Here is a 19826-nt window from a genome sequence, read left to right as displayed (position 1 = left end):
CCCCGATACCGGTCGTCGTGGACGCGGAATCCTTCGCGGCCCAGCGCAGGACGAGGACGACCCTGATCATCTGAACGGGCCCGCCCCGTACGCACGCCGAGGGCCCGGCCCCGCGATCGAGTCGCGGAGCCGGGCCCCGGTTCCGTACAGCAGCCGGTCAGGCGTCGAAGACCTCGGCGACCAGCTGTGCCTGCTCGGCCTGGTGGCGCTTGGCCGAGCCGACCGCCGGGGACGAGCTGTGCGGCCGCGAGATGCGGCGCAGGCGCTCACCGTGCGGGACGTCGGCGCCGACGGCCAGGTCCAGGTGGTCGATCAGGTTCAGGGCGATGAACGGCCAGGCGCCCTGGTTGGCCGGCTCCTCCTGGGTCCAGAGGTACTTCTCGGCGTTCGGGTACTTGGCGATCTCGGCCTGCAGCTCGGCACCCGGCAGCGGGTACAGGCGCTCCAGACGGATGATCGCGGTACTGGCAGCCGCAGCGTCCGTGGCGCCGCGCTTCGCACGCTCGGCCTCCAGGTCGTAGTAGACCTTGCCCGCGCAGAAGACGACCTTGCGGACGTCGTTCGGGTTCACCGAGTCGTCGCCGATCACCGGGCGGAAGCCGCCGGTGGTGAACTCCTCCACCTTCGACGCGGCCGCCTTGAGGCGGAGCATCGACTTCGGGGTGAAGACGATCAGCGGCTTGTGGTGCGGGTTGTGCACCTGCCACCGCAGGAGGTGGAAGTAGTTCGACGGCAGGGTCGGCATGGCGACCGTCATGTTGTTCTGCGCGCACAGCGTGAGGAAACGCTCTGGGCGGGCGGACGAGTGGTCCGGGCCCTGGCCCTCGTAGCCGTGCGGCAGCAGCAGCGTGACGCCGGAGGTCTGGCCCCACTTCTGCTCGGCCGAGGAGATGAACTCGTCGACGACGGTCTGCGCGCCGTTGACGAAGTCACCGAACTGGGCCTCCCAGATGACCAGCGACTCCGGACGGGCCAGCGAGTAGCCGTACTCGAAGCCCATCGCCGCGTACTCGCTGAGCAGCGAGTCGTAGACGTTGTAACGGGCCTGGTCGTCGGCGAGGTAGAGCAGCGGGGTGTAGTCCTCGCCGGTCACCTGGTCGACGAGGACCGCGTGCCGCTGGCCGAAGGTGCCGCGACGGGTGTCCTGGCCGGCGAGCCGGACCGGGGTGCCCTCCATCAGCAGCGAACCGATGGCCAGGGTCTCGCCCATGCCCCAGTCGATCGTGCCGTTCTCCACCGAGGCCGCGCGGCGCTGCATCTGCGGCATCAGGCGGGGGTGGACGGTGATCCGGTCGGGGATGTTGACCTGGGACTCCGCGATGACCTTCACGACCTCCTGGGAGACCGCGGTGGTGACGGCGACCGGGAACTCGGGCTGGACCTCGGGGGTGTGCGCCGGAGCCGGCAGCGAGGTGGCCTCGCGGACCTCCGCGAACACCTTCTCCAACTGGCCCTGGAAGTCCTGGAGTGCCTGCTCGGCCTCTTCCAGCGTGATGTCGCCGCGACCGATGAGGGACTCGGTGTAGAGCTTGCGCACCGAGCGCTTCTTGTCGATCAGGGTGTACATCTGCGGGTTGGTGAACTCCGGGTTGTCGCCCTCGTTGTGACCGCGGCGGCGGTAGCAGATGAGGTCGATCACGACGTCCTTGTTGAACGCCTGCCGGAACTCGAAGGCCAGGCGCGCGACCCGGACGACGGCCTCGGGGTCGTCGCCGTTGACGTGGATGATCGGCGCCTCGATCATGCGCGCCACGTCGGTGGCGTACATCGAGGAGCGCGAGGACTCCGGGGCGGCGGTGAAGCCGACCTGGTTGTTGATCACCACGTGCACGGTGCCGCCGGTGCGGTAGCCACGCAGCTGCGACATGTTGAGCGTCTCGGCGACGACACCCTGGCCCGCGAAGGCCGCGTCGCCGTGGAGCGCGACGGGCAGGACCGTGAAGTCCGTGCCGCCCTTGTTGATGATGTCCTGCTTGGCGCGGGCGATGCCCTCCAGGACCGGGTCGACCGCCTCCAGGTGCGAGGGGTTGGCGGCCAGCGAGACCTTGATCTGCTCGCCGTCCAGACCGGTGAAGGTGCCCTCGGCGCCCAGGTGGTACTTCACGTCGCCGGAGCCGTGCATCGACCGGGGGTCGAGGTTGCCCTCGAACTCGCGGAAGATCTGCGCGTACGACTTGCCGACGATGTTCGCCAGCACGTTCAGCCGGCCGCGGTGGGCCATGCCGATGACGACCTCGTCGAGGCGGGCCTCGGCAGCGGAGTCGATGACCGCGTCGAGCAGCGGGATGACGGACTCGCCGCCCTCCAGCGAGAATCGCTTCTGGCCGACGTACTTGGTCTGCAGGAACGTCTCGAACGCCTCGGCGGCGTTGAGCCGGCGCAGGATCCGCAGCTGCTCCTCGCGCTCGGGCTGCTGGGTGCGCGTGCGCTCCACCCGGTCCTGGATCCACTTGCGCTGCTTCGGGTCCTGGATATGCATGAACTCGATGCCGGTGGTGCGGCAGTACGACTCGCGCAGCACACCGAGGATGTCGCGGAGCTTCATCAACGACTTGCCGGCGAAACCGCCGACCGCGAAGTCCCGCTCCAGGTCCCACAGGGTGAGGCCGTGCTCGGTGATGTCCAGGTCGGGGTGCTTGCGCTGGCGGTACTCCAGCGGGTCGGTGTCGGCCATGACATGGCCGCGGACCCGGTAGGAGTGGATCAGCTCGAAGACCCGCGCGGCCTTGGTCACGTCGTTGTCGTGCGAGGCGTCGATGTCCGTGAGCCAGCGGACCGGCTCGTACGGGATGCGCAGCGACTTGAAGATCTCGTCGTAGAACTCGTTCTCGCCGAGCAGAAGCTGGGCGACGATCCGCAGGAACTCGCCGGAGGCGGCACCCTGGATGACCCGGTGGTCGTACGTCGAGGTCAGCGTCATGATCTTGGAGATGCCCAGCTTGTTCAGGGTGTCCTGTGAGGTGCCCTGGAACTCGGCCGGGTAGTCCATCGCACCGACGCCCATGATGAGGCCCTGGCCGGGCATCAGGCGGGGCACCGAGTGCACGGTGCCGATGCCGCCGGGGTTGGTCAGTGAGGCGGTGACCCCGGTGAAGTCGTCCATGCCGAGCTTGCCGTTGCGGGCGCGCCGGACGATGTCCTCGTAGGCCTGCCAGAACTCGAAGAAGTTCAGCGTCTCGGCCTTCTTGATGGCCGCGACGACCAGCTGGCGGTCGCCGTTCGGCTTGACCAGGTCGATGGCCAGACCGAGGTTGACGTGCTCCGGCTTGACCAGGGTCGGCTTGCCGTCCTTCAGCGCGAAGGAGTGGTTCATCGCCGGCATGGCCTTGAGGGCCTGCACCATCGCGTACCCGATGAGGTGCGTGAAGGAGATCTTCCCGCCACGGGCGCGCTTGAGGTGGTTGTTGATGACGATGCGGTTGTCGAAGAGCAGCTTCACCGGAACGGCGCGCACGGACGTGGCCGTCGGCAGCTCCAGCGAGGCGTTCATGTTCTTCGCGACGGCGGCCGACGGGCCGCGCAGCGTCACGTACTCGGGGCCGGCCGGAGCCTCGGTGGCCGGAGCCGCCGCGGGCTTGGCCGGGGCCTCGGCCACCGGCGCGGCCTTCGCCGGGGCTGCCGGGGCAGCGGCGGCGGGAGCGGCCTGGGCGGGTGCCGGAGCTGCGGGCGCGGGGGCCTTCGCGGCCGGAGCAGGGGTCTGCGCCGGAGCGGCCCGGGGCGTGGCGGCCGGTGCGGTGGCGGCCGGGGCCGGGGTCACCGCAGCCCCCGCGGCCGGGGCGCCGGGAACGGGCTTGTCCGCCGTGCCGGACGTACCCGGCTTGTAGTCGGCGAAGAAGTCCCACCAGGCACGATCGACCGAATTGGGATCCTGGAGGTACTGCTGGTAGATCTCGTCGACGAGCCACTCATTGGGGCCGAAAGCCGCAGCCGGGTCGGAACCCGGGCTGGCTTGGTCGGTCGAGATGCTCGAGTTACTGGGGGACTGAGACGACACGGCGGCAACCGCCCTCTTCCGCTTCACAAGGTGATGGACAGCGGAAATCAAGGCTACGCCTCCGCAGCCGTTCCATGCAGGCCGGGCCGGTCTTCGTCGTGCAAGTCACATCGGAAGGCGGGTTTCGGCGCAGGAATTGGCGGGAAACAAGCATGGTTCCGCTTCGCTCCGGGTACGCGGGACCGCAGCTACGGCCCCCTGGACCGTACCCCTTGAAGGGAACACGCAGAACGTTCCCTTCCGGTTCGAACCCTATGTCAACCTCGTGGTTTCGAGGTCCCCGGAAGAGTGACCTGAATGCGGCAGCCGCGAGCGGATTCGGCCACGCCGATCTGTCCGCCGTGCAGATCCACCGCCCAGCGGGCGATCGCCAGGCCCAGGCCCGTACCGCCGTCGCTGCCCGGCCCGTGCGGGGACGGCACCTCGCCCCGGTTGAAACGCTCGAAGACCCGGTGCCGCTCGGACTCCGGAATGCCCGGCCCCTCGTCCAGGACCTCCAGCGCCAGCGATTCCGGTCCGGCGCCGCGCCGCGCCAGGACGGTGACCCGGCCGTGCGGCGGGCTGTGCTTGACAGCGTTATCGATCAGATTGGCCACCACCTGGTGCAGCCGTTCCGCGTCCGCGTGCGCGGTCAGCTCGGGCGGCGACACGTCCAGATGCAGATGTACGTCCTTACGGGTGTGGTTCCCTGAACCGGAGGGCAGCCGGCGGTGCGAGGCGGCGAGGTTCGCCTCCTTCAGCACACCCGACAGATACGGCCACACCTCGAAGCGGCGGGACCTCAGCGTGACCACCCCGCTGTCCAGACGGGACAGGTCCAGCAGCGTCTCCACCAGCCTGCCGAGCCGCTCGGTCTGCTTCAACGCCGTCCGCATGGTCTCGGGATCGGCCGTGGACACCCCGTCCACGACGTTCTCCAGTACGGCTCTGAGCGCAGCGATGGGGGTCCGCAGCTCATGCGACACATTGGCCACCAGCTCCTTGCGATGCCGGTCCACGGCCTCCAGGTCGTCCGCCATGAGGTTGATCGTCTGGGCCAGGTCGCCGAGCTCGTCACGCCGGTCGGCGCCACTCACCCGTCTGGTGTAGTCGCCGTGCGAGATCGACCGGGCCACGGTCGTCATCTCATCCAGCGGCGCCGTCAGACCGTGTGCCACGAACTGGGTGATCAGCAGGGTCGCGATCACCGAGAACACCGTGATGAAGCGCAGTTCCGTCCGGGTGCGCAGGGCCACCATCAGCAGCCCGGTGGTGATGAACACCGAGACCACCACGAGCGTGCCCAGCTTGGCCTTGACCGAAAAAGGACGCAGTCCGGAACCGGGCCGGGTCATGGGGCAGGGGTCTCCAGGGCGTAGCCGACACCGTGCACGGTACGGATCCGCTCCGCACCGATCTTCCGGCGCAGCGCCTTGATGTGGCTGTCGACGGTACGGGTGCCGGAGGCGTCCGCCCAGTCCCAGACCTCGGCCAGCAGCTGCTCCCGGGAGAGCACCGCGCGCGGCGTATTGGCCAGGCAGACCAGGAGGTCGAACTCGGTCGGCGTGAGGTGGACGTCATCGGCGCGCACCCGGACCCGGCGCTGCGCGTGATCGATCTCCAGTTCGCCGAGGCGCAGTATGCCGCTGCGCGGAGTGACCGCGGCCAGCGCCGCACGCTCGACCCGGCGCAGCAGTACGTGCACCCGGGCCGCCAGTTCACGCATCGAGAACGGCTTGGTCATGTAGTCGTCGGCGCCGACCCCGAGACCGACCAGCATGTCGGTCTCGTCGTCCCTGGCGGTCAGCATGAGCACCGGCACCGGCCGCTGGGCCTGCACGCGACGGCAGACCTCCAGGCCGTCGAAGCCGGGAAGCATGATGTCGAGCACCATCAGATCGGGCTGCCACGCCTCGGCCGCGTCCACGGCCGCGGGTCCGTCGAGCGCGGTCTGCACCAGAAAGCCCTCCGCCCGCAGCCGGGCGGAAATGGCTTCGACGATCGTGACGTCGTCCTCGACCACCAGCACCCGGCGCTGAGCGCCCGGGGTGGCCGCGACACCGTTGTGGGTGGTGTGTGTCTGTTCCATCGCCCCGCCCCTGCCCGTTCTCACGGGGGTTCATACCCCCGGACGCACGGTCTTCGCTAGTGGATTTCATGGGTGATCCCGTCACCGGTCAGCAGCGTAAAGGCAGCGGAGTGCTCTCGGCTACGCAGGGTGTAACGGCTTGGGTGCGACAGGTGGCGGAGTGTCGGCCTTGTGGCGCTTGGCCCCGGGCGTCCGAGGCCGTGGATGTCCGGCGGGAGCACTCAGGCTGTCCGAAGTGCGAGATGCACCACGTCGGGAACACCTCGGGCAACACGTACCTCTTCCGTCCTTACCCCGCTGAATCCGGCATTCCGTAGGGCGTGCTCGAAGTCCGCGGATGGCTGTGCGGACCAGACCGCGAGAACGCCGCCCGGCGTCAGCCGCTCACGGCAATCAGCCAGACCGGCGGGGGAGTACAGGTTCGTGTTGTCCTCGGTGACGGTCCAGTCCGGTCCGTTGTCGATGTCCAGGCACAGCGCGTCGTAACGGTCCGTAGTCGTACGCAGGTACCCGACGAGATCCGTCGTCAGGATCTCCGTCCGCGGATCGGCGAGCGCCGCACGGGAGATCCGGGCCAGCGGCCCCGTCCGGTGCCAGTCCACGATCGCCTGCTCCCGCTCGACGACGGCGATCCGCCCCCACCGCGGCTCGGCGGCGGCCCGCACGAGCGAGAACCCGACCCCGAGCCCTCCGATGAGCACCGCCGGCGCCGTCCGGCCGGCGGGCAGCGCGGCCAGCGCCGCGTCGATCAGCAGCCGCTCGGAGCGCCCGTCCGAGGTGTCCATGAGGAAGCATCCGTTGGCGATGATCTCGAAGTCGTCCCCCCGCTCCCGGAGAACGACTTCGCCGTGCGGACCCTCCCGGCGGTCGAGCGTGATGGGGGCGAGGGCGTCGGGGCCGTGGATCTCGGGCATGGTGCGGGTCTCCGGTCGATGGCGGACGTGCGGGACGGACGTGGGTGGCGGACGTCGGTGACCGCCACGGTCCCTGCCATCCTGGCCGGTCCGCGCGTCCGGGGGCCAGCGGATTGCCGGAACCATCCGGGGCGTCCGGGGCGTCCGGGCGAGGGTGTGCCGTCCGGAGGCCGGCAACGGACCCCGGGCCTCTGCCGGGCGACGGACCCGGGCCTCTGCCGGGCGACGGACCCGGGCCTCTGCCGGGCGACGGACCCGGGCCGGTTCCTGCGTGGCTCACGCGGCTCAGGCCGTGGACACTGCGGGGGACGATCGCGGAGTGTGGGACGTTGCTCGGGGAGGTGGTACGGAAGGAGCCTCGCACGGTGCACCGGGGTACGGACGGGGTGGTTTGCGACGACGGGCACGCGGCCCCGCTGCCCGACGCCGTGCCGCGTGGGCGCCGTACGGAAGCGGCCGCCCCTCCGCCCGCCCGGGAACCTCGTGGGGCCAAAAGGGCCCGGTGGGCCCGCCGGTGCCTGCGGCTGCCGCCGACGCCGGCCGGTACCCCGTTCACCTTCGGGTACCTGCTGGTGCTCGTCGCCACGTCCCTCTTCACGCACTACGGCGAACCGGACACCGTCTCCGCCGTGCTGCGCGCATCGAGCACGGACGTCGCGCATCTCGGCGAGGCCCCGCTGCTGGTCCTGATCGCCAGTGCCCTGTGGGTCGTCGGCGGGCTCGGTTCCCCGTACGTCCTCGGCTTCGCTCTTGTACTGACCGCGCTGGAACGCCGCGTCGGGGGATGGCGCACCGCCGGGGTGTTCCTGCTCGGCCACGTCGTGGCGACGCTCGCCACGGAGATCCCGGTCGGGGTGTCCGTGATGGCCGGCCGTCTGCCGGAGTCCTCACTGCACCGGCTCGACTACGGCATCAGCTTCGGGCTGATGGCGAGCGTGGGCGCGCTCGCCGGGCTGCTCACGCCATGGCCGCGGGGGGTGATGCTCGGTGCGGTCGGCGCGATGCTGCTGCATGACCTGCTCGCCCTCGGCGACCCCCTCGCCGACTGGGGCCACCCGCTGGCGCTGCTGCTGGGCGTGGCCTGCCGGCCGCTGCTGCGCCGCGCCGGTGCGGCCGGGGGAGCGGGGGTCAGGGGCGTGGGGCCTTCTCGCCGTGGACCGCGAGCTGTCCAGCTCGGCCTCGATGGTCCGGGCCGCCGCCCGGTCGGCCACGGTGGGCTCGGCGTGCAGGGCGAGCAGCAGGTCCAGGTCGGAGACACCGGGAACAGCCGTGCCGCGCGGAATGCTGCCGTAGATGTACGCACTGTGCAGCTGCGCGTGGCCGAACGACTCGGCGATGCAGGCGCGGGCCGCCTCCACCACGGGGGCGAACGCCGCCGGCACCCGGCTCAGCGAGCCCTCCCGCCGGATCGTTCCGTCCGGTCGTAGCCCTCTGTCGTCGTTCGCAGCCGCACTCGCAGCCGCATGCATACCGGCACTCTGCCCTTTGTTCCGGCCGGTTGCCGATGGATTTCCGCCGGCCGGAGCGGCTCGGACGGTTCGGAATCAAAGGGGGCGTGTGCGGGGTTCTGTCAGCGTGCGGGGTCCGGCGGGGCTGCCCGGCACGCGAATGGCTCAGGCGATCGCTCACGGCGAACATCCCCGGGGAACAATGATCGGCTCACAAGCATTGAGTCTGCATAGCTCAACTTGACTGCCGAAGGGGAGATCATGGCAACCGAGTCCAATGCGGTCACTCCGCTCGCCCTGCCCGTGCTGCCGCTCGACGACGAGGTCGTGCTGCCCGGGATGGTGGTGCCTCTGGACCTGTCCGACACCGACGTACGAGCCGCCGTGGAGGCCGCACAGGCCGCGGCCCGCGAGGGCGGCGGCAAGCCCGAGGTGCTTCTGGTGCCACGGGTCGACGGGACGTACGCCGGCACCGGTGTCATCGGCACCGTCGAGCAGGTCGGACGGCTTTCGGACGGGGATCCGGGCGCGCTCATCCGCGGCCGTGGCCGGGTGCGGATCGGGGCCGGGACCAGCGGGCCCGGCAGGGCGCTCTGGGTGGAGGGGACACGGGTCGACGAGGCCGTCCCCGACCCGCTTCCCGGAGCCGCCGCCGAGCTGGTCAAGGAGTACAAGGCACTCGCCACCAGCTGGCTGAAGAAGCGCGGCGCCTGGCAGGTCGTGGACCGGGTCCAGCAGATCGAGGACATCTCCGCGCTCGCCGACAACTCCGGCTACTCGCCCTTCCTCACCACGGCCCAGAAGGTGCAGCTCCTGGAGACCGCCGACGCGGTCGCCCGGCTGAAGCTCGCCATTCAGTGGCTCGGCGAGCACCTCGCCGAGCAAGACGTCGCCGAGTCCATCGCCAAGGACGTCCAGGAGGGTGTCGACAAGCAGCAGCGCGAATTCCTGCTGCGGCGCCAGCTCGACGCCGTACGCAAGGAACTCTCCGAGCTCAACGGCGGTCCTGGTTCCGGCGCGGACGAGTCCGACGACTACCGGGCGCGCGTCGAGGCCGCCGATCTTCCCGGGCACGTCCGCGAGGCGGCGCTCAAGGAGGTCGACAAGCTGGAGCGTTCCTCCGACCAGAGCCCGGAGGGCTCCTGGATCAGGACCTGGCTCGACACCGTCCTCGAACTGCCGTGGACGGAACGGACCGAGGACGCGTACGACATCCGGGGCGCCCAGGAGATCCTCGACGCCGAGCACTCCGGCCTGCAGGACGTGAAGGAGCGGATCACCGAGTACCTGGCGGTCCGCAAGCGGCGTGCCGACCGCGGTCTCGGCGTCGTCGGCGGACGGCGCGGCGGTGCCGTGCTGGCGCTGGTGGGCCCTCCGGGCGTCGGCAAGACCTCGCTCGGTGAATCCGTCGCGCACGCCATGGGCCGTAAGTTCGTCCGCGTCGCCCTCGGCGGTGTGCGGGACGAGGCGGAGATCCGCGGCCATCGGCGTACGTACGTCGGCGCACTGCCGGGACGCATTGTCCGGGCCATCAAGGAGGCCGGTTCGATGAACCCGGTCGTCCTGCTCGACGAGATCGACAAGGTCGGCTCCGACTTCCGGGGCGACCCGGCGGCCGCCCTGCTCGAAGTCCTCGACCCGGCCCAGAACCACACCTTCCGCGACCACTACCTGGAGGTCGAACTCGACCTCAGCGACGTCGTCTTCCTCGCGACGGCCAACGTCCTCGAAGCCATTCCGGAGGCCCTGCTCGACCGGATGGAGCTGGTCAGGCTCGACGGCTACACCGAGGACGAGAAGGTCGTCATCGCACGTGACCACCTGCTTCCGCGTCAGCTGGAGCGGGCCGGGCTGGAGCAGGACGAGGTGGCGCTCGACGAGTCCGCGCTGCGCAAACTGGCCGGGGAGTACACCCGTGAAGCGGGCGTACGGAACCTGGAACGGGCCGTCGCCCGGCTGCTCCGGAAGGTCGCCGCCCAGCACGAACTGGGCGAGAGGGAGCTTCCGTTCACGGTCACCGAGGCGGACCTGCGCGGTCTGATCGGACGCCCGCACCACGTCCCCGAGTCCGCCCAGGACCCGGCCGAGCGCCGCACCGCGGTGCCGGGCGTGGCCACCGGACTCGCGGTGACCGGCGCCGGGGGCGACGTGCTGTTCGTCGAGGCGTCGCTGGCCGACCCGGAGACCGGGGCGTCCGGACTGACCCTCACCGGTCAGCTCGGCGACGTCATGAAGGAGTCCGCGCAGATCGCGCTGAGCTTCCTGCGGTCGCACGGCGCGGAGCTGGAACTGCCGGTCGCGGATCTGAAGGACCGGGGGGCGCACATCCACTTCCCGGCGGGTGCGGTCCCGAAGGACGGCCCGAGCGCCGGCATCACGATGACGACGGCGCTGGCCTCGCTGCTCTCGGGACGGCTGGTCCGTACGGATGTGGCGATGACCGGTGAGGTCTCGCTGACCGGACGGGTGCTGCCGATCGGCGGCCTGAAGCAGAAGCTGCTGGCCGCGCACCGGGCCGGGATCACCACCGTGGTGATCCCGAAGCGGAACGAGGCGGACCTGGACGATGTCCCGGCCGAGGTCCTGGACACCCTGGAGGTCCACCCGGTGACGGATGTGCGCCAGGTGCTGGAGATCGCCCTCGCGCCGGCCTCCGCGGTCAGGCCCGGGGAGAGGATCCCGGCCGCGGCGTAGGTGCCATGGCGTGACGGGCGTGGCACCGCGTGCGCGACCGGTACGGACGGCCCGCCTTCCCGGCGACGGGTGGGCGGGCCGTTCCGTGGTGGGGCGCGCGGCGCACTCATGTATCCGCTGTCCCCTGCGTGCCGGGCGCATTCGTGTATCCGCTTCCGCTGTCCCCTGCGTGCCGGGCGCATTCGTGTATCCGCTTCCGCTGATTCCTGCGCGCGGGGTGCCCCCGCCTTCCGTCCGCAGGGACCCGGAGTGCGGATCCGGGGCGGCGCGTACGGTGCGGGCCCCGGATCAGGGGCGGTAGATGGTCCCCGGGACCGGCTCGGCGGGAGCCATCAACTGCGGGACGGTGACGAAGGTGTAGCCCTGCTTCTTCAGCGCGTCGATGATGCCGGGTACGGCGGGCACCGTCCCCTTGTAGATGTCGTGCAACAGGATGACGCCGTCCTGGCTCGCCTGGTCCAGGATGCGCTTCTTGATCAGTGCCGAGTCGGTCGTGGAGTAGTCCTTGGCGGTGGCGCTCCACAGGATCTGGGAGAGTCCCAGGTCCTTGCTGATGTCCGAGACGGTGTCGTCGGTGCGGCCCTGCGGCGGGCGCATCAGGCGCGGCTTCTTGCCGGTGATCTCCGCTATCGCGTCCTGCGTCTTCTCCAGCTCGGACCGTATCTCGGCGGGCTTCTTGTCCGTCAGGATCTCGTGGGACCAGGTGTGGTTGGCCACCTCGTGCCCCTCGGCGGCGAGCCTGCGCACGGTGTCGGGGTGCTTCTTGACGTGGTTCTTGCCCAGCAGGAAGAAGGTCGCGTGCACCTTCTTCTCCTTGAGGATGTCCAGCAGGTGCGGGGTGTCCTCGCCCGGTCCCGCGTCGAAGGTCAGCGCTATGCACTTCGCCTTGCGGCAGTCCACCGGGCCGAAGGAGCCCTTGGCGTCGGAGCCCGCGTCACCGCGCGCCGACGCCGGCGCGGTGGTCTGCATGGAGCAGCCGCTCAGCGTCAGGGTGAGTGCCGTCACAAGGGCGGCGGCCAACCCCGTACCGATCGACTTCGTCTTCATGGACAAGGCGGGTCACTCCTCCGTAGCTGAACAGGGCACACGGTGTGTGGCAGAGCAGGACTATACACGTGGGGTATACACCGGATGTATAGAGGTCTCCGGTGTCGGCTCGGCGGGGAAATGCCTGGTCATGGCTGTGCACGGAGAGGAGCCCCGGTGACTGGGTGGGTCACCGGGGCTCGGCTGTGCGATGGGACGGGCCGCGCGGGCGCGGCGGGCCGGCTCAGCCGTTGGCGAGCGCCTGTACGCGGTCGAGCGCGCCGTTGAAGTGGCTGTGGTCGCCGACGTACGGGCCGGACGAGGTGTACTGCCACATCGTGTAGTAGCCCCAGCCGGCCGGGAGTTCACCGACCGTGCTGTTGTAGCGGGCCACCCACAGCGGGTTGGTGGCGCCGAAGCTCGCGTTGTTCCCGGTGCAGGCCTGCCACCAGCTGGTCGCGGTGTAAATGACCGCGTCGCGGCCGGTGCGCGCCTTGTAGGTGTTCACGAAGTCACGGATCCAGGAGACCATGGAGGCCTGGCTCAGGCCGTAGCACTGGTCGCCGTACGGGTTCCACTCGATGTCGAGGGCGCCCGGCAGGGTCTTGCCGTCCTTGGACCAGCCGCCCCCGTGGTCCACGAAGTAGTTGGCCTGGACCGCGCCGCTCGTGGTGTTCGGGGTGGCGAAGTGGTACGAGCCCCGGATCATGCCGACGTTGTACGAGCCGTTGTACTGCTGCGCGAAGTACGGATTCGTGTAGTAGGTGCCCTCGGTGGCTTTGGTGTAGGCCCACTTCACACCACTGTTCCAGAGGGTCGGCCAGTTGACGTTGCCCTGGTAGCTGGCGACGTCCACGCCTTCGGTCTGGGCGGCGCGGGTGTCGCGCGGCAGTCCGCCCTGGCCGTCGTGGGCGGCGACGCCCATGCCCATCGTGGCCGTGCCCCGGGCGGGCTTCTTGGCCGCGGCGGCGGTGTCGGGGGTGTTGTGGGGGTCTGCGGCGCTCGCCGCTCCGGGCAGGGTGAGGAGGAGGGAGAGGGCTGCGAGCAGGGTCCCGGCCGCCGCGAAGCGCGAGCGGCGGGACGTTCCCGATCCGGATCTGAGCACGGGCATGTGAGTGCCTCCGAGGACTTGGTGGGGGGACGTGCTGATCCCAGGGGTGCGGGGCGCACCCCTGCGGACATGCCATGGTGTGAACATGCCATGCATGACGCTACGCACGTAGACCCGTGTCGCGGAAGAGGGTCTGGGCGCTGCCGTTGGTCTACGCCTGCGAAATACTGGCCGAGCTGCGGCGATGACCAGCGGCGGAAGAAACTTTCACTGGCGGGAAAGCTCATGAGGGGTGTTGACGTGCACGGGAGCGAAAGCGGTAGTGAACCCGGCGCGACCGGAGGAAGTGGTGTGGACCACGCATTCCTTGTGCTGGAGCGGGAGTTGGCCGTCTTCCTGCGCCGGGCGCGGGCCAGTTCCGGGGAAATGGCGCGTGAGGTCCACCCCGAACTGGAGCCCGCCGCCTACGGACTTCTCGTACGGCTGGAGTCGGCCGGGCGGCAGCGGGCCACTGATCTCGCGGCCTACTTCGGCGTCGGCAAGGCGACGATGAGCCGTCAACTGCGCGCCCTGGAAGACCTCGGACTGGTGGCACGTGAGCCCGATCCGGCGGACGGCCGGGCCTCTCTGGTCCGTCTCACCGCCGAAGGACTGGCCCGCTACCGCGGCGTCCGCGACGCCCGCCGTGAACGCTATGTGCGCAAGCTCGCCGACTGGGACCGGGCCGAAGTGGCCGAACTGGCCCGACTGCTGCACCACTTGAACGCCCGCGCGGAGGACTGACGCGTCGGGACCCCGGGGCGTCGGATCACTGTCCGGCGGCCCCGGGCCCGACGTCTCCGGGCCCGACGTCTCCGGGCCCGACGTCCCCGGGCCCGGCGTCCCGGCCCCGGTCCGGCAGCCCGGCAGCCCGGCGGTCAGGCGCCCGGCCCCGTTTCCCGTCACAGCACCGCGTAGACCGCCGTCGCGTCGTCATGTGTCTTGCTGCGGCGCAGATGCACGCGCTCCGTGTCCGCGTCCTCCAGTGCCCTGACCCGGTCGATCAGTCCCTGTGCTCCCTCCTTGCGGAGTACGCCGAGGCAGTCCGCCCAGTCGCCCTCGTGGAACATCTCCGTCCAGCGGGCCGCCCCGTCGGTCATCGCGGCCAGCGCCCGCACCCGGCCGAGCGGGGTGCGTCCGGTGACCGCGCGGGCCGCCACGGAGGGGTCGGCGGCGGCGGTGAAGAAGCCGCCCTCCTTGTTCCGGGCCGTGGCGTCGGCGATCGCTTCATCGGCCAGTGAGCCCGGCGGCAGACGGTTCAGCCGGTCGTCGAGGAGGGGGCGCACGGTTCCGTCGGGCGCCTCGAACAGGAGTACGGAATCGGAGAGCACCAAGTGTTCGATCGCCTGTTCGTCCCAACGCGCCATGACGACTGTCGCCTGCGGCGTCCGTACGTGAGAAAGGTCACACTGTGGGCGATGTGCGTCGGCGGTGCGTCGAATGGACTCGGCCAGAATCCCCTGGAGGGTCAGATCCCGTCGCGAATCAGACAGTTCGATCAGTGAGCCGCCGAGACGTGCGGTGAACCAGGGGACCGAGTGCACGCAGCCGTCGTCACCCTGCGGTGGAGTCACTCCGTCGAGCAGGATCAGCGTCCCGCCCTGGCCGGAAGCGGGTAGGGCGGTGGCGGCCCAGTCCTCGTTCGGGCGGTCGGCGCTGCCGGCGACGGTGGCGAGTTCGATGCGCATACGGCCAGTCTGCACGACGTCTTGACGGGCCCTGCGCGGCCCGAGGTTGGCCTGTACCGGCAGGTCAGACGGATGCCTGGAGCGGAAGGAAAGGCTCCGCGCGGCGTGCGGGCGGGCATCCTGCCAAAGCATGGGCGGAAGTTCCAGCCAGCGGTCCAGGTGTGCCGGGCGCGCTCCGAGGGCAGACTTGTTCGTCAACTCCGGAGTGATGTTCACTCGTTCAGGTGGCGGAGTGGTTGATGCGCGCCCCCCTCTCAAAAGCACTGGAATGGTCAGAAGCCGTACCAGCGGTCGGGGCGCTCGTTCACATGTGACCGTGCGTCACCTCTGCTTCAAGGGCGGACGAGTCAAGAATGCGAGCACCGGTGCAGAAGAAGCGGCCTCGGAGCAAGGGCAGCAGGCACAGCGGTTCCGGGGCGACGCCTCCGGCACCCACCGAGAGCGAGGGCACCCGGCGCACCGCGCGCGTGCGCAGTCGGCTGATCGCCGGCGTCGCGGTCGTCGGTGTCACCGTCATCGCTGCGGGCACACCCGCGGCCCTCAGCGCCTCCTCCGACCTGAACGAGTCGCAGCGGCTGGTCACCCTCGCCGAGCTGAACCAGCAGGCCATCGCGCTTGCCCACGCCCTCGCCGACGAACGCGACGAGGTCACCGCCTACATCGCGGCCGGCCGCGACGAGAAGTCCGGCCCCGATGCGGAGGGCAAGGGCGACCCCGGCAGCCGGAGCGCCCGCGTCGACCAGCAGGTGGACGAGATCAGGGGCGCGGCCCCGGCCGCACTGCGCCGCGACCTCTCCGCCATCCCTTCCCTGCGCCGTGACGCGCTCAGCGGCAAGGGCACGGCGCTGGAGGCCCATCAGGCGTACTCCGAGGTCATCGCCAAGCTCCACGACCTCGCCGACGAACTCGCCGAGAAGACCCCGCCGCGCGCCGCCGAGGCCACCCGTGCCCCGCTCGCCCTCGGCCGGGCCACCGAGCATGCCTCCGCCACCCGGGGGCTGCTGCTCGCCGCGCTCTCCGTGCCCGGCAAGGCGGCGACCCCGCAGATCGACCCGGTCACCGGCCTGCCCGTCCAGGAGGAGGGCGGCAGCAAGAACGACCGCACCCGCGACGAGCTGAGCGCCGCCGCTCAGCAGGCCCGGACGGGCGAGCTCTCCTCGCTCGCCGACTTCGACCAGGCCGCGGGCTCCGCCGCCCGCGACAAGCTGTCGTCCACCGTCACCGGGCCCGAGGTCAACAGCGCGGAGAAGTACCTCAACTCCCTCACCGACCGCCCCGAGCTGACCGACTCCGACCAGCGGGTCAACAGCAAGAAGGTCGAGGCGGCCCTCTCCGCCCGGATCGACCGGATGCGGAGCGTCGAGTCGGCCCTCGGCACCGCACAGGTCCAGCGCATGGAGCAGCTGCGCGACGACGACGTCACCGCGCTCGAACTGCGGATCGCGCTGCTCGGCAGCTGTCTGCTGATCGCTGTCGGCGTCTCCACCGCGGTGGCCCGCACCCTCACCCAGCCGCTCGCCGTGCTGCGCATCGGTGCCGCCCGCCTCGTCGCGGAGCCCGACACCGCCGAACCGATCCGCTACACCGGCCGCAACGACGAGTTCGCTCAGGTCGTACGGTCCATCAACGCCCTGCACGGCAAGCTGCACGGACTGCTCCACGAGTTCAACGGCCGCTTCGAGAGCCTGCAGACGGAACGCGCCGAGCTGATCGCCGGACGCGAGGCGCTCACCCTCCAGCGTGCCGAACTCCAGGTCCTGACCTCCGACCTCACCGCTCAGCTGGAGCGGCTGAAGGACACGGTCCACCACACCTTCGTCAACCTCTCGCTGCGCACCCTCGGCCTCGTCGAGCGCCAGCTCGGTGTCATCGAGAGCCTGGAGGAGCGGGAGCACGACCCGGAGCGGCTGGCCACCCTCTTCAAGCTCGACCACATGGCCACGGTCATGCGCCGGCACAGCGAGAACATGCTGGTCCTCGCGGGCGCCGAGCACGGGCACGGGCACGCGGGCCCGATCCCGCTGGTCGACGTGTTGCGCGCGGCCGTCTCCGAGATCGAGCGGTACGAGCGGGTCACCATCCAGTCCCTGCCGCCGCACGCCCAGCTCGCCGGTTTCGCCGCCGACGACCTCAGCCACCTCGTCGCCGAACTCCTGGAGAACGCGACCTCCTTCTCACCGCCGGACTCCCAGGTCCAGCTCTCCGGCTGGCTGCTGGAGAACGGCGAGGTGATGCTCTCCGTCCAGGACGAGGGCATCGGGATGTCGGCCGCACGGGTGAGCGAGCTCAACTCCCGGCTCGGCGACCCGACGTTGTTCGATTCGGGCGAGCAGGACGACAAGGGAGCGTCCGGGGCCGGACTCGGCCTCCAGGTCGCCTCCCTGCTGGCCGCGCGCCACGGTATCCGGGTCCAGCTGCGCGACCACAAGGGCAGCGGGATCACGGCGGTCGTCGTCCTGCCCAGGACGCTGCTGCCGAAGGCGCCACCGGCCACCACACCGCCGCCGGTCAAGGTCCCCGGGGAGGCGCCCGCGCTGAACCTTCCGGGGTCGGTCGCCGAGGCCAACTCCAACGCGCTGCCGACGCGCACGCTCGCGCTGTCGGGCGACCCGCTGATCGCGGCGGCCGAGCAGACGATCCGCGAGTCCGGGGTTGATTCCGAGCCCCTGCCCGATCGTGCCCCGGGCAGTGCCCCCGCACCCGCCCCGGCAGCCGTCGAGGCCGAGGCGGAGATCACGATGCAGGTCCGTCTCCCGGTGGTTCCGGAGTCCGTGGACACCCCGGAGCCCCCGGTGTCCGACCCGTATGCCATCGGCCCCGACCGCCACGAGCGCGCGGTCGCCGAGTCCCCGGAGCCGTACACCGCGCAGGCGCAGACACCGGCGCCCGCCCCGTACGCCGCCCCGGAGCCGTACGCCGCGCAGGCGCCCGCCCCGGAGCCGTACACCGCTCCCGCCCCGGAGCCGTATATCGCTCCCGCCCCGGCCCCCGCGCCCGTCGCCGACGCCCTGCCCGGCCCCCGGCAGCCGGAGCAGCAGTCACCGGAGTTCTCTCCGCAGCAGGAGCGCATCACGGACAAGGGGCTGCCGAAGCGCACCCCCAAGGTCGTCAAGCCCACCACGGCGCCCAGCGCCGAGCGGAAGGGCAGCCTGGACAAGGAGGCGCTGCGCCGTCGGCTCGGCGGCTTCCACCAGGGTGCGAGGGACGGCCGCCGGGACGTCGAGGCGGAGATCGCCGAGATCACGGCGAACCAGCCGTTCCCCGGAGCCGCGGCACACGCCGGACGCCCCGCTCACACCGATCCGGCCGACCGCATCGGCGGCCGAACCGATGAGACGGGGGACACAGTCGAGGAGGCACGCAGTTGACTGCGCCCAGCACATTCGGGCTGAGTACCGAGGCCCGGAACCTTCACTGGTTGCTGAGCAATCTGGTGGAGGAGGTGCCAGGGGTCCATTCGGTCACCGTCGTCTCGTCCGACGGACTGATGCTGCTCTCCTCCGACCCCGGTCACCTCGCCACCCCGGCCACCGGCGGCGGGCAGGACGGCCCCAAGGGCTCCAGCGCCGACCTGGCCACCATCGTCTCCGGCATCGGCAGCCTCACCATCGGCGCCGCCAAGCTGATGGACGGCGGCGGCGTCAAGCAGACCATGGTCGCCATGGACGAGGGCAGCGTCTTCGTCATGTCGATCAGCGACGGCTCGCTGCTCGGTGTGCACGCCACCCCGGACTGCGACATGAGCGTCATCGCCTACCACATGGCGCTCTTCGTCGGCCGAGCCGGACACGTACTCACCCCCGAACTCCGCAGTGAACTGCGCAAATCGATGGAGAGAGCCCAGTGACGCCCGCTGCTGAACCCGCCCACAGGCTGCCCGTCCGCGGGTCCGACCGAAGGCCCGCACGGGTCCGCCCGTACTCCCTCACCGGCGGTCGTACCCGCTTCGGCCACGTCCTGCTCGTCGAGACGTTCGTCGCCGCGCTCGAAGCGCCCGAGGAGCGCCGCGAGCTGACCAACGGCAACCTGGCCACCCGTGTCATGCCGGAGCTCCAGGCAATCGTCGAGATCTGCCGCCGGATGCGTACGGTCGCGGAGATCTCCGCCCTGCTGAAGATGCCCCTCGGCGTGGTCCGGGTGCTGCTCAGCGACTTGGCCGACCAGGGAAAGATCCGCGTGTACGGGAACGGGCACGGCACCGGCCAGCCCGACCGCGCACTGCTCGAAAGGGTGCTCAATGGACTCCGCCGTCTCTGAGTCGCCGCTCTTCGCCCCGCGCCAGCCAGGGGTCAAGGACCAGTCCGAGGAATCGCTGCAGGCCTGGCAGCTGGACCACACCAGGGCCCCCATCTCCACGAAGATCGTGGTCGCGGGCGGATTCGGCGTGGGCAAGACGACCTTCGTGGGGTCCGTCTCCGAGATCACCCCGCTGAAGACCGAAGCGATGATGACCCAGGCCAGCGAGGAGACCGACGATCTCTCCGCGACGCCCGACAAGGTCACCACCACCGTCGCGATGGACTTCGGCCGGCTCACGCTCGACGACGACCTCGTGCTGTACGTGTTCGGCACCCCCGGCCAGCAGCGCTTCTGGTTCATGTGGGACGACCTGGTGCGCGGCGCGATCGGCGCGGTCGTCCTCGCCGACACCCGGCGGCTCGCCGACTGCTTCCCCGCACTCGACTACTTCGAGAGCTGCGGCCTGCCGTACATCGTCGCCGTCAACCACTTCGAGGGAACGCCGGGATTCGAGGCCGAGGACGTCAGGGAGGCCCTGACCGTCCCTCCGCACGTGCCTGTTGTGATCATGGACGCGCGTAACAGGATCACCGTCGTCGAGTCGCTGCTGGCCCTCGTGGGCCACGCCCTCGACGCCACCCCGGCATAACTCGCACGCCATACGT

The 19826-nt window shown here is 70.5% G+C and carries 13 protein-coding genes and 2 pseudogenes; 7 read left to right on the top strand and 8 right to left on the bottom strand.

Going from position 1 to position 19826, the window contains the following annotated elements; translation table 11 throughout:
• Positions 1 to 157: 157 nt before the first annotated feature.
• From ACF08M_RS18225 to ACF08M_RS18210, 4 genes are all read right to left on the bottom strand, one after another.
• Entirely contained in the window at positions 158 to 3994 is a 3837-nt protein-coding gene (locus ACF08M_RS18225; protein WP_392186252.1) for a multifunctional oxoglutarate decarboxylase/oxoglutarate dehydrogenase thiamine pyrophosphate-binding subunit/dihydrolipoyllysine-residue succinyltransferase subunit, read from the bottom strand.
• Between the two features lie 257 nt (positions 3995 to 4251).
• Positions 4252 to 5328, bottom strand: a complete 1077-nt coding sequence (locus tag ACF08M_RS18220) for an ATP-binding protein (RefSeq protein WP_392186251.1) — start codon at positions 5326 to 5328, stop codon at positions 4252 to 4254.
• Complete coding sequence (locus ACF08M_RS18215; RefSeq protein WP_392186250.1) at positions 5325 to 6062, bottom strand: response regulator transcription factor; 738 nt, start codon at positions 6060 to 6062, stop codon at positions 5325 to 5327. Before ACF08M_RS18215 ends, ACF08M_RS18220 begins: the two co-directional genes overlap by 4 nt.
• Before the next feature lie 221 nt (positions 6063 to 6283).
• A complete protein-coding gene (locus ACF08M_RS18210) occupies positions 6284 to 6976 on the bottom strand; it encodes a spermidine synthase (RefSeq protein ID WP_392186249.1) in 693 nt (230 codons plus the stop codon).
• Positions 6977 to 7020: 44 nt separating this feature from the next.
• Between ACF08M_RS18210 and ACF08M_RS18205 the strand changes: the two are divergent.
• Positions 7021 to 8022, top strand: a pseudogene (locus tag ACF08M_RS18205) (rhomboid-like protein); the annotation flags it as partial.
• A 120-nt stretch (positions 8023 to 8142) separates the two neighbouring features.
• Here ACF08M_RS18205 and ACF08M_RS18200 read toward each other — a convergent pair.
• Positions 8143 to 8445 (bottom strand): annotated as a pseudogene (locus tag ACF08M_RS18200) (nucleotidyltransferase); the annotation flags it as partial.
• 240 nt (positions 8446 to 8685) lie between these two features.
• Here ACF08M_RS18200 and lon point away from each other — a divergent pair.
• Positions 8686 to 11118 carry an endopeptidase La gene (lon, locus tag ACF08M_RS18195; protein WP_392186248.1) on the top strand — a complete coding sequence of 811 codons (2433 nt, stop codon included), beginning with the start codon at positions 8686 to 8688 and terminating at the stop codon, positions 11116 to 11118.
• 288 nt (positions 11119 to 11406) lie between these two features.
• On the opposite strand, the gene ACF08M_RS18190 is transcribed toward lon, so the two are convergent.
• Together ACF08M_RS18190 and ACF08M_RS18185 are read right to left on the bottom strand one after the other, a co-directional pair.
• Positions 11407 to 12165 carry a polysaccharide deacetylase family protein gene (locus ACF08M_RS18190; RefSeq protein ID WP_392186340.1) on the bottom strand — a complete coding sequence of 253 codons (759 nt, stop codon included), beginning with the start codon at positions 12163 to 12165 and terminating at the stop codon, positions 11407 to 11409.
• A 223-nt stretch (positions 12166 to 12388) separates the two neighbouring features.
• Positions 12389 to 13255, bottom strand: coding sequence for a lysozyme (locus tag ACF08M_RS18185; RefSeq protein ID WP_392186247.1), 867 nt, complete (start codon positions 13253 to 13255; stop codon positions 12389 to 12391).
• Positions 13256 to 13480: 225 nt separating this feature from the next.
• On the opposite strand from ACF08M_RS18185, the gene ACF08M_RS18180 reads away from it, so the two are divergent.
• A complete protein-coding gene (locus tag ACF08M_RS18180) occupies positions 13481 to 13978 on the top strand; it encodes a MarR family winged helix-turn-helix transcriptional regulator (RefSeq protein WP_392186246.1) in 498 nt (165 codons plus the stop codon).
• Positions 13979 to 14136: 158 nt separating this feature from the next.
• On the opposite strand, the gene ACF08M_RS18175 is transcribed toward ACF08M_RS18180, so the two are convergent.
• Positions 14137 to 14922, bottom strand: coding sequence for a hypothetical protein (locus ACF08M_RS18175; RefSeq protein ID WP_392186245.1), 786 nt, complete (start codon positions 14920 to 14922; stop codon positions 14137 to 14139).
• Between the two features lie 365 nt (positions 14923 to 15287).
• Between ACF08M_RS18175 and ACF08M_RS18170 the strand changes: the two genes are divergently transcribed.
• The 4 genes from ACF08M_RS18170 to ACF08M_RS18155 are packed head-to-tail and all read left to right on the top strand — an operon-like array spanning position 15288 to position 19810.
• Positions 15288 to 18290, top strand: a complete 3003-nt coding sequence (locus ACF08M_RS18170) for a nitrate- and nitrite sensing domain-containing protein (protein ID WP_392186339.1) — start codon at positions 15288 to 15290, stop codon at positions 18288 to 18290.
• The gene (locus ACF08M_RS18165; RefSeq protein ID WP_392186244.1) at positions 18287 to 18769 is read left to right on the top strand and encodes a roadblock/LC7 domain-containing protein; all 483 of its coding nucleotides are present in this window, start codon (positions 18287 to 18289) and stop codon (positions 18767 to 18769) included. Before ACF08M_RS18170 ends, ACF08M_RS18165 begins: the two co-directional genes overlap by 4 nt.
• Entirely contained in the window at positions 18766 to 19179 is a 414-nt protein-coding gene (locus ACF08M_RS18160; protein ID WP_392186243.1) for a DUF742 domain-containing protein, read from the top strand. Before ACF08M_RS18165 ends, ACF08M_RS18160 begins: the two co-directional genes overlap by 4 nt.
• Complete coding sequence (locus tag ACF08M_RS18155) at positions 19160 to 19810, top strand: ATP/GTP-binding protein (RefSeq protein ID WP_392186242.1); 651 nt, start codon at positions 19160 to 19162, stop codon at positions 19808 to 19810. Before ACF08M_RS18160 ends, ACF08M_RS18155 begins: the two co-directional genes overlap by 20 nt.
• Positions 19811 to 19826: the final 16 nt, after the last annotated feature.

The organism is Streptomyces sp. NPDC015032, assembly GCF_043080425.1.
GTDB lineage: Bacteria > Actinomycetota > Actinomycetes > Streptomycetales > Streptomycetaceae > Streptomyces.
The sequence above is the reverse complement of the archived record's forward strand: the minus strand, read 5'-3'. Positions and strand labels throughout refer to the sequence as shown.

Coding starts and splice junctions, on each gene's coding strand:
- ACF08M_RS18220 (WP_392186251.1), bottom strand. CDS start 5,328: ATGACCCGGCCCGGTTCCGGACTGCGTCCTTTTTCGGTCAAGGCCAAG.
- ACF08M_RS18215 (WP_392186250.1), bottom strand. CDS start 6,062: ATGGAACAGACACACACCACCCACAACGGTGTCGCGGCCACCCCGGGC.
- ACF08M_RS18210 (WP_392186249.1), bottom strand. CDS start 6,976: ATGCCCGAGATCCACGGCCCCGACGCCCTCGCCCCCATCACGCTCGAC.
- lon (WP_392186248.1), top strand. CDS start 8,686: ATGGCAACCGAGTCCAATGCGGTCACTCCGCTCGCCCTGCCCGTGCTG.
- ACF08M_RS18190 (WP_392186340.1), bottom strand. CDS start 12,165: ATGAAGACGAAGTCGATCGGTACGGGGTTGGCCGCCGCCCTTGTGACG.
- ACF08M_RS18185 (WP_392186247.1), bottom strand. CDS start 13,255: ATGCCCGTGCTCAGATCCGGATCGGGAACGTCCCGCCGCTCGCGCTTC.
- ACF08M_RS18180 (WP_392186246.1), top strand. CDS start 13,481: ATGAGGGGTGTTGACGTGCACGGGAGCGAAAGCGGTAGTGAACCCGGC.
- ACF08M_RS18175 (WP_392186245.1), bottom strand. CDS start 14,922: ATGCGCATCGAACTCGCCACCGTCGCCGGCAGCGCCGACCGCCCGAAC.
- ACF08M_RS18155 (WP_392186242.1), top strand. CDS start 19,160: ATGGACTCCGCCGTCTCTGAGTCGCCGCTCTTCGCCCCGCGCCAGCCA.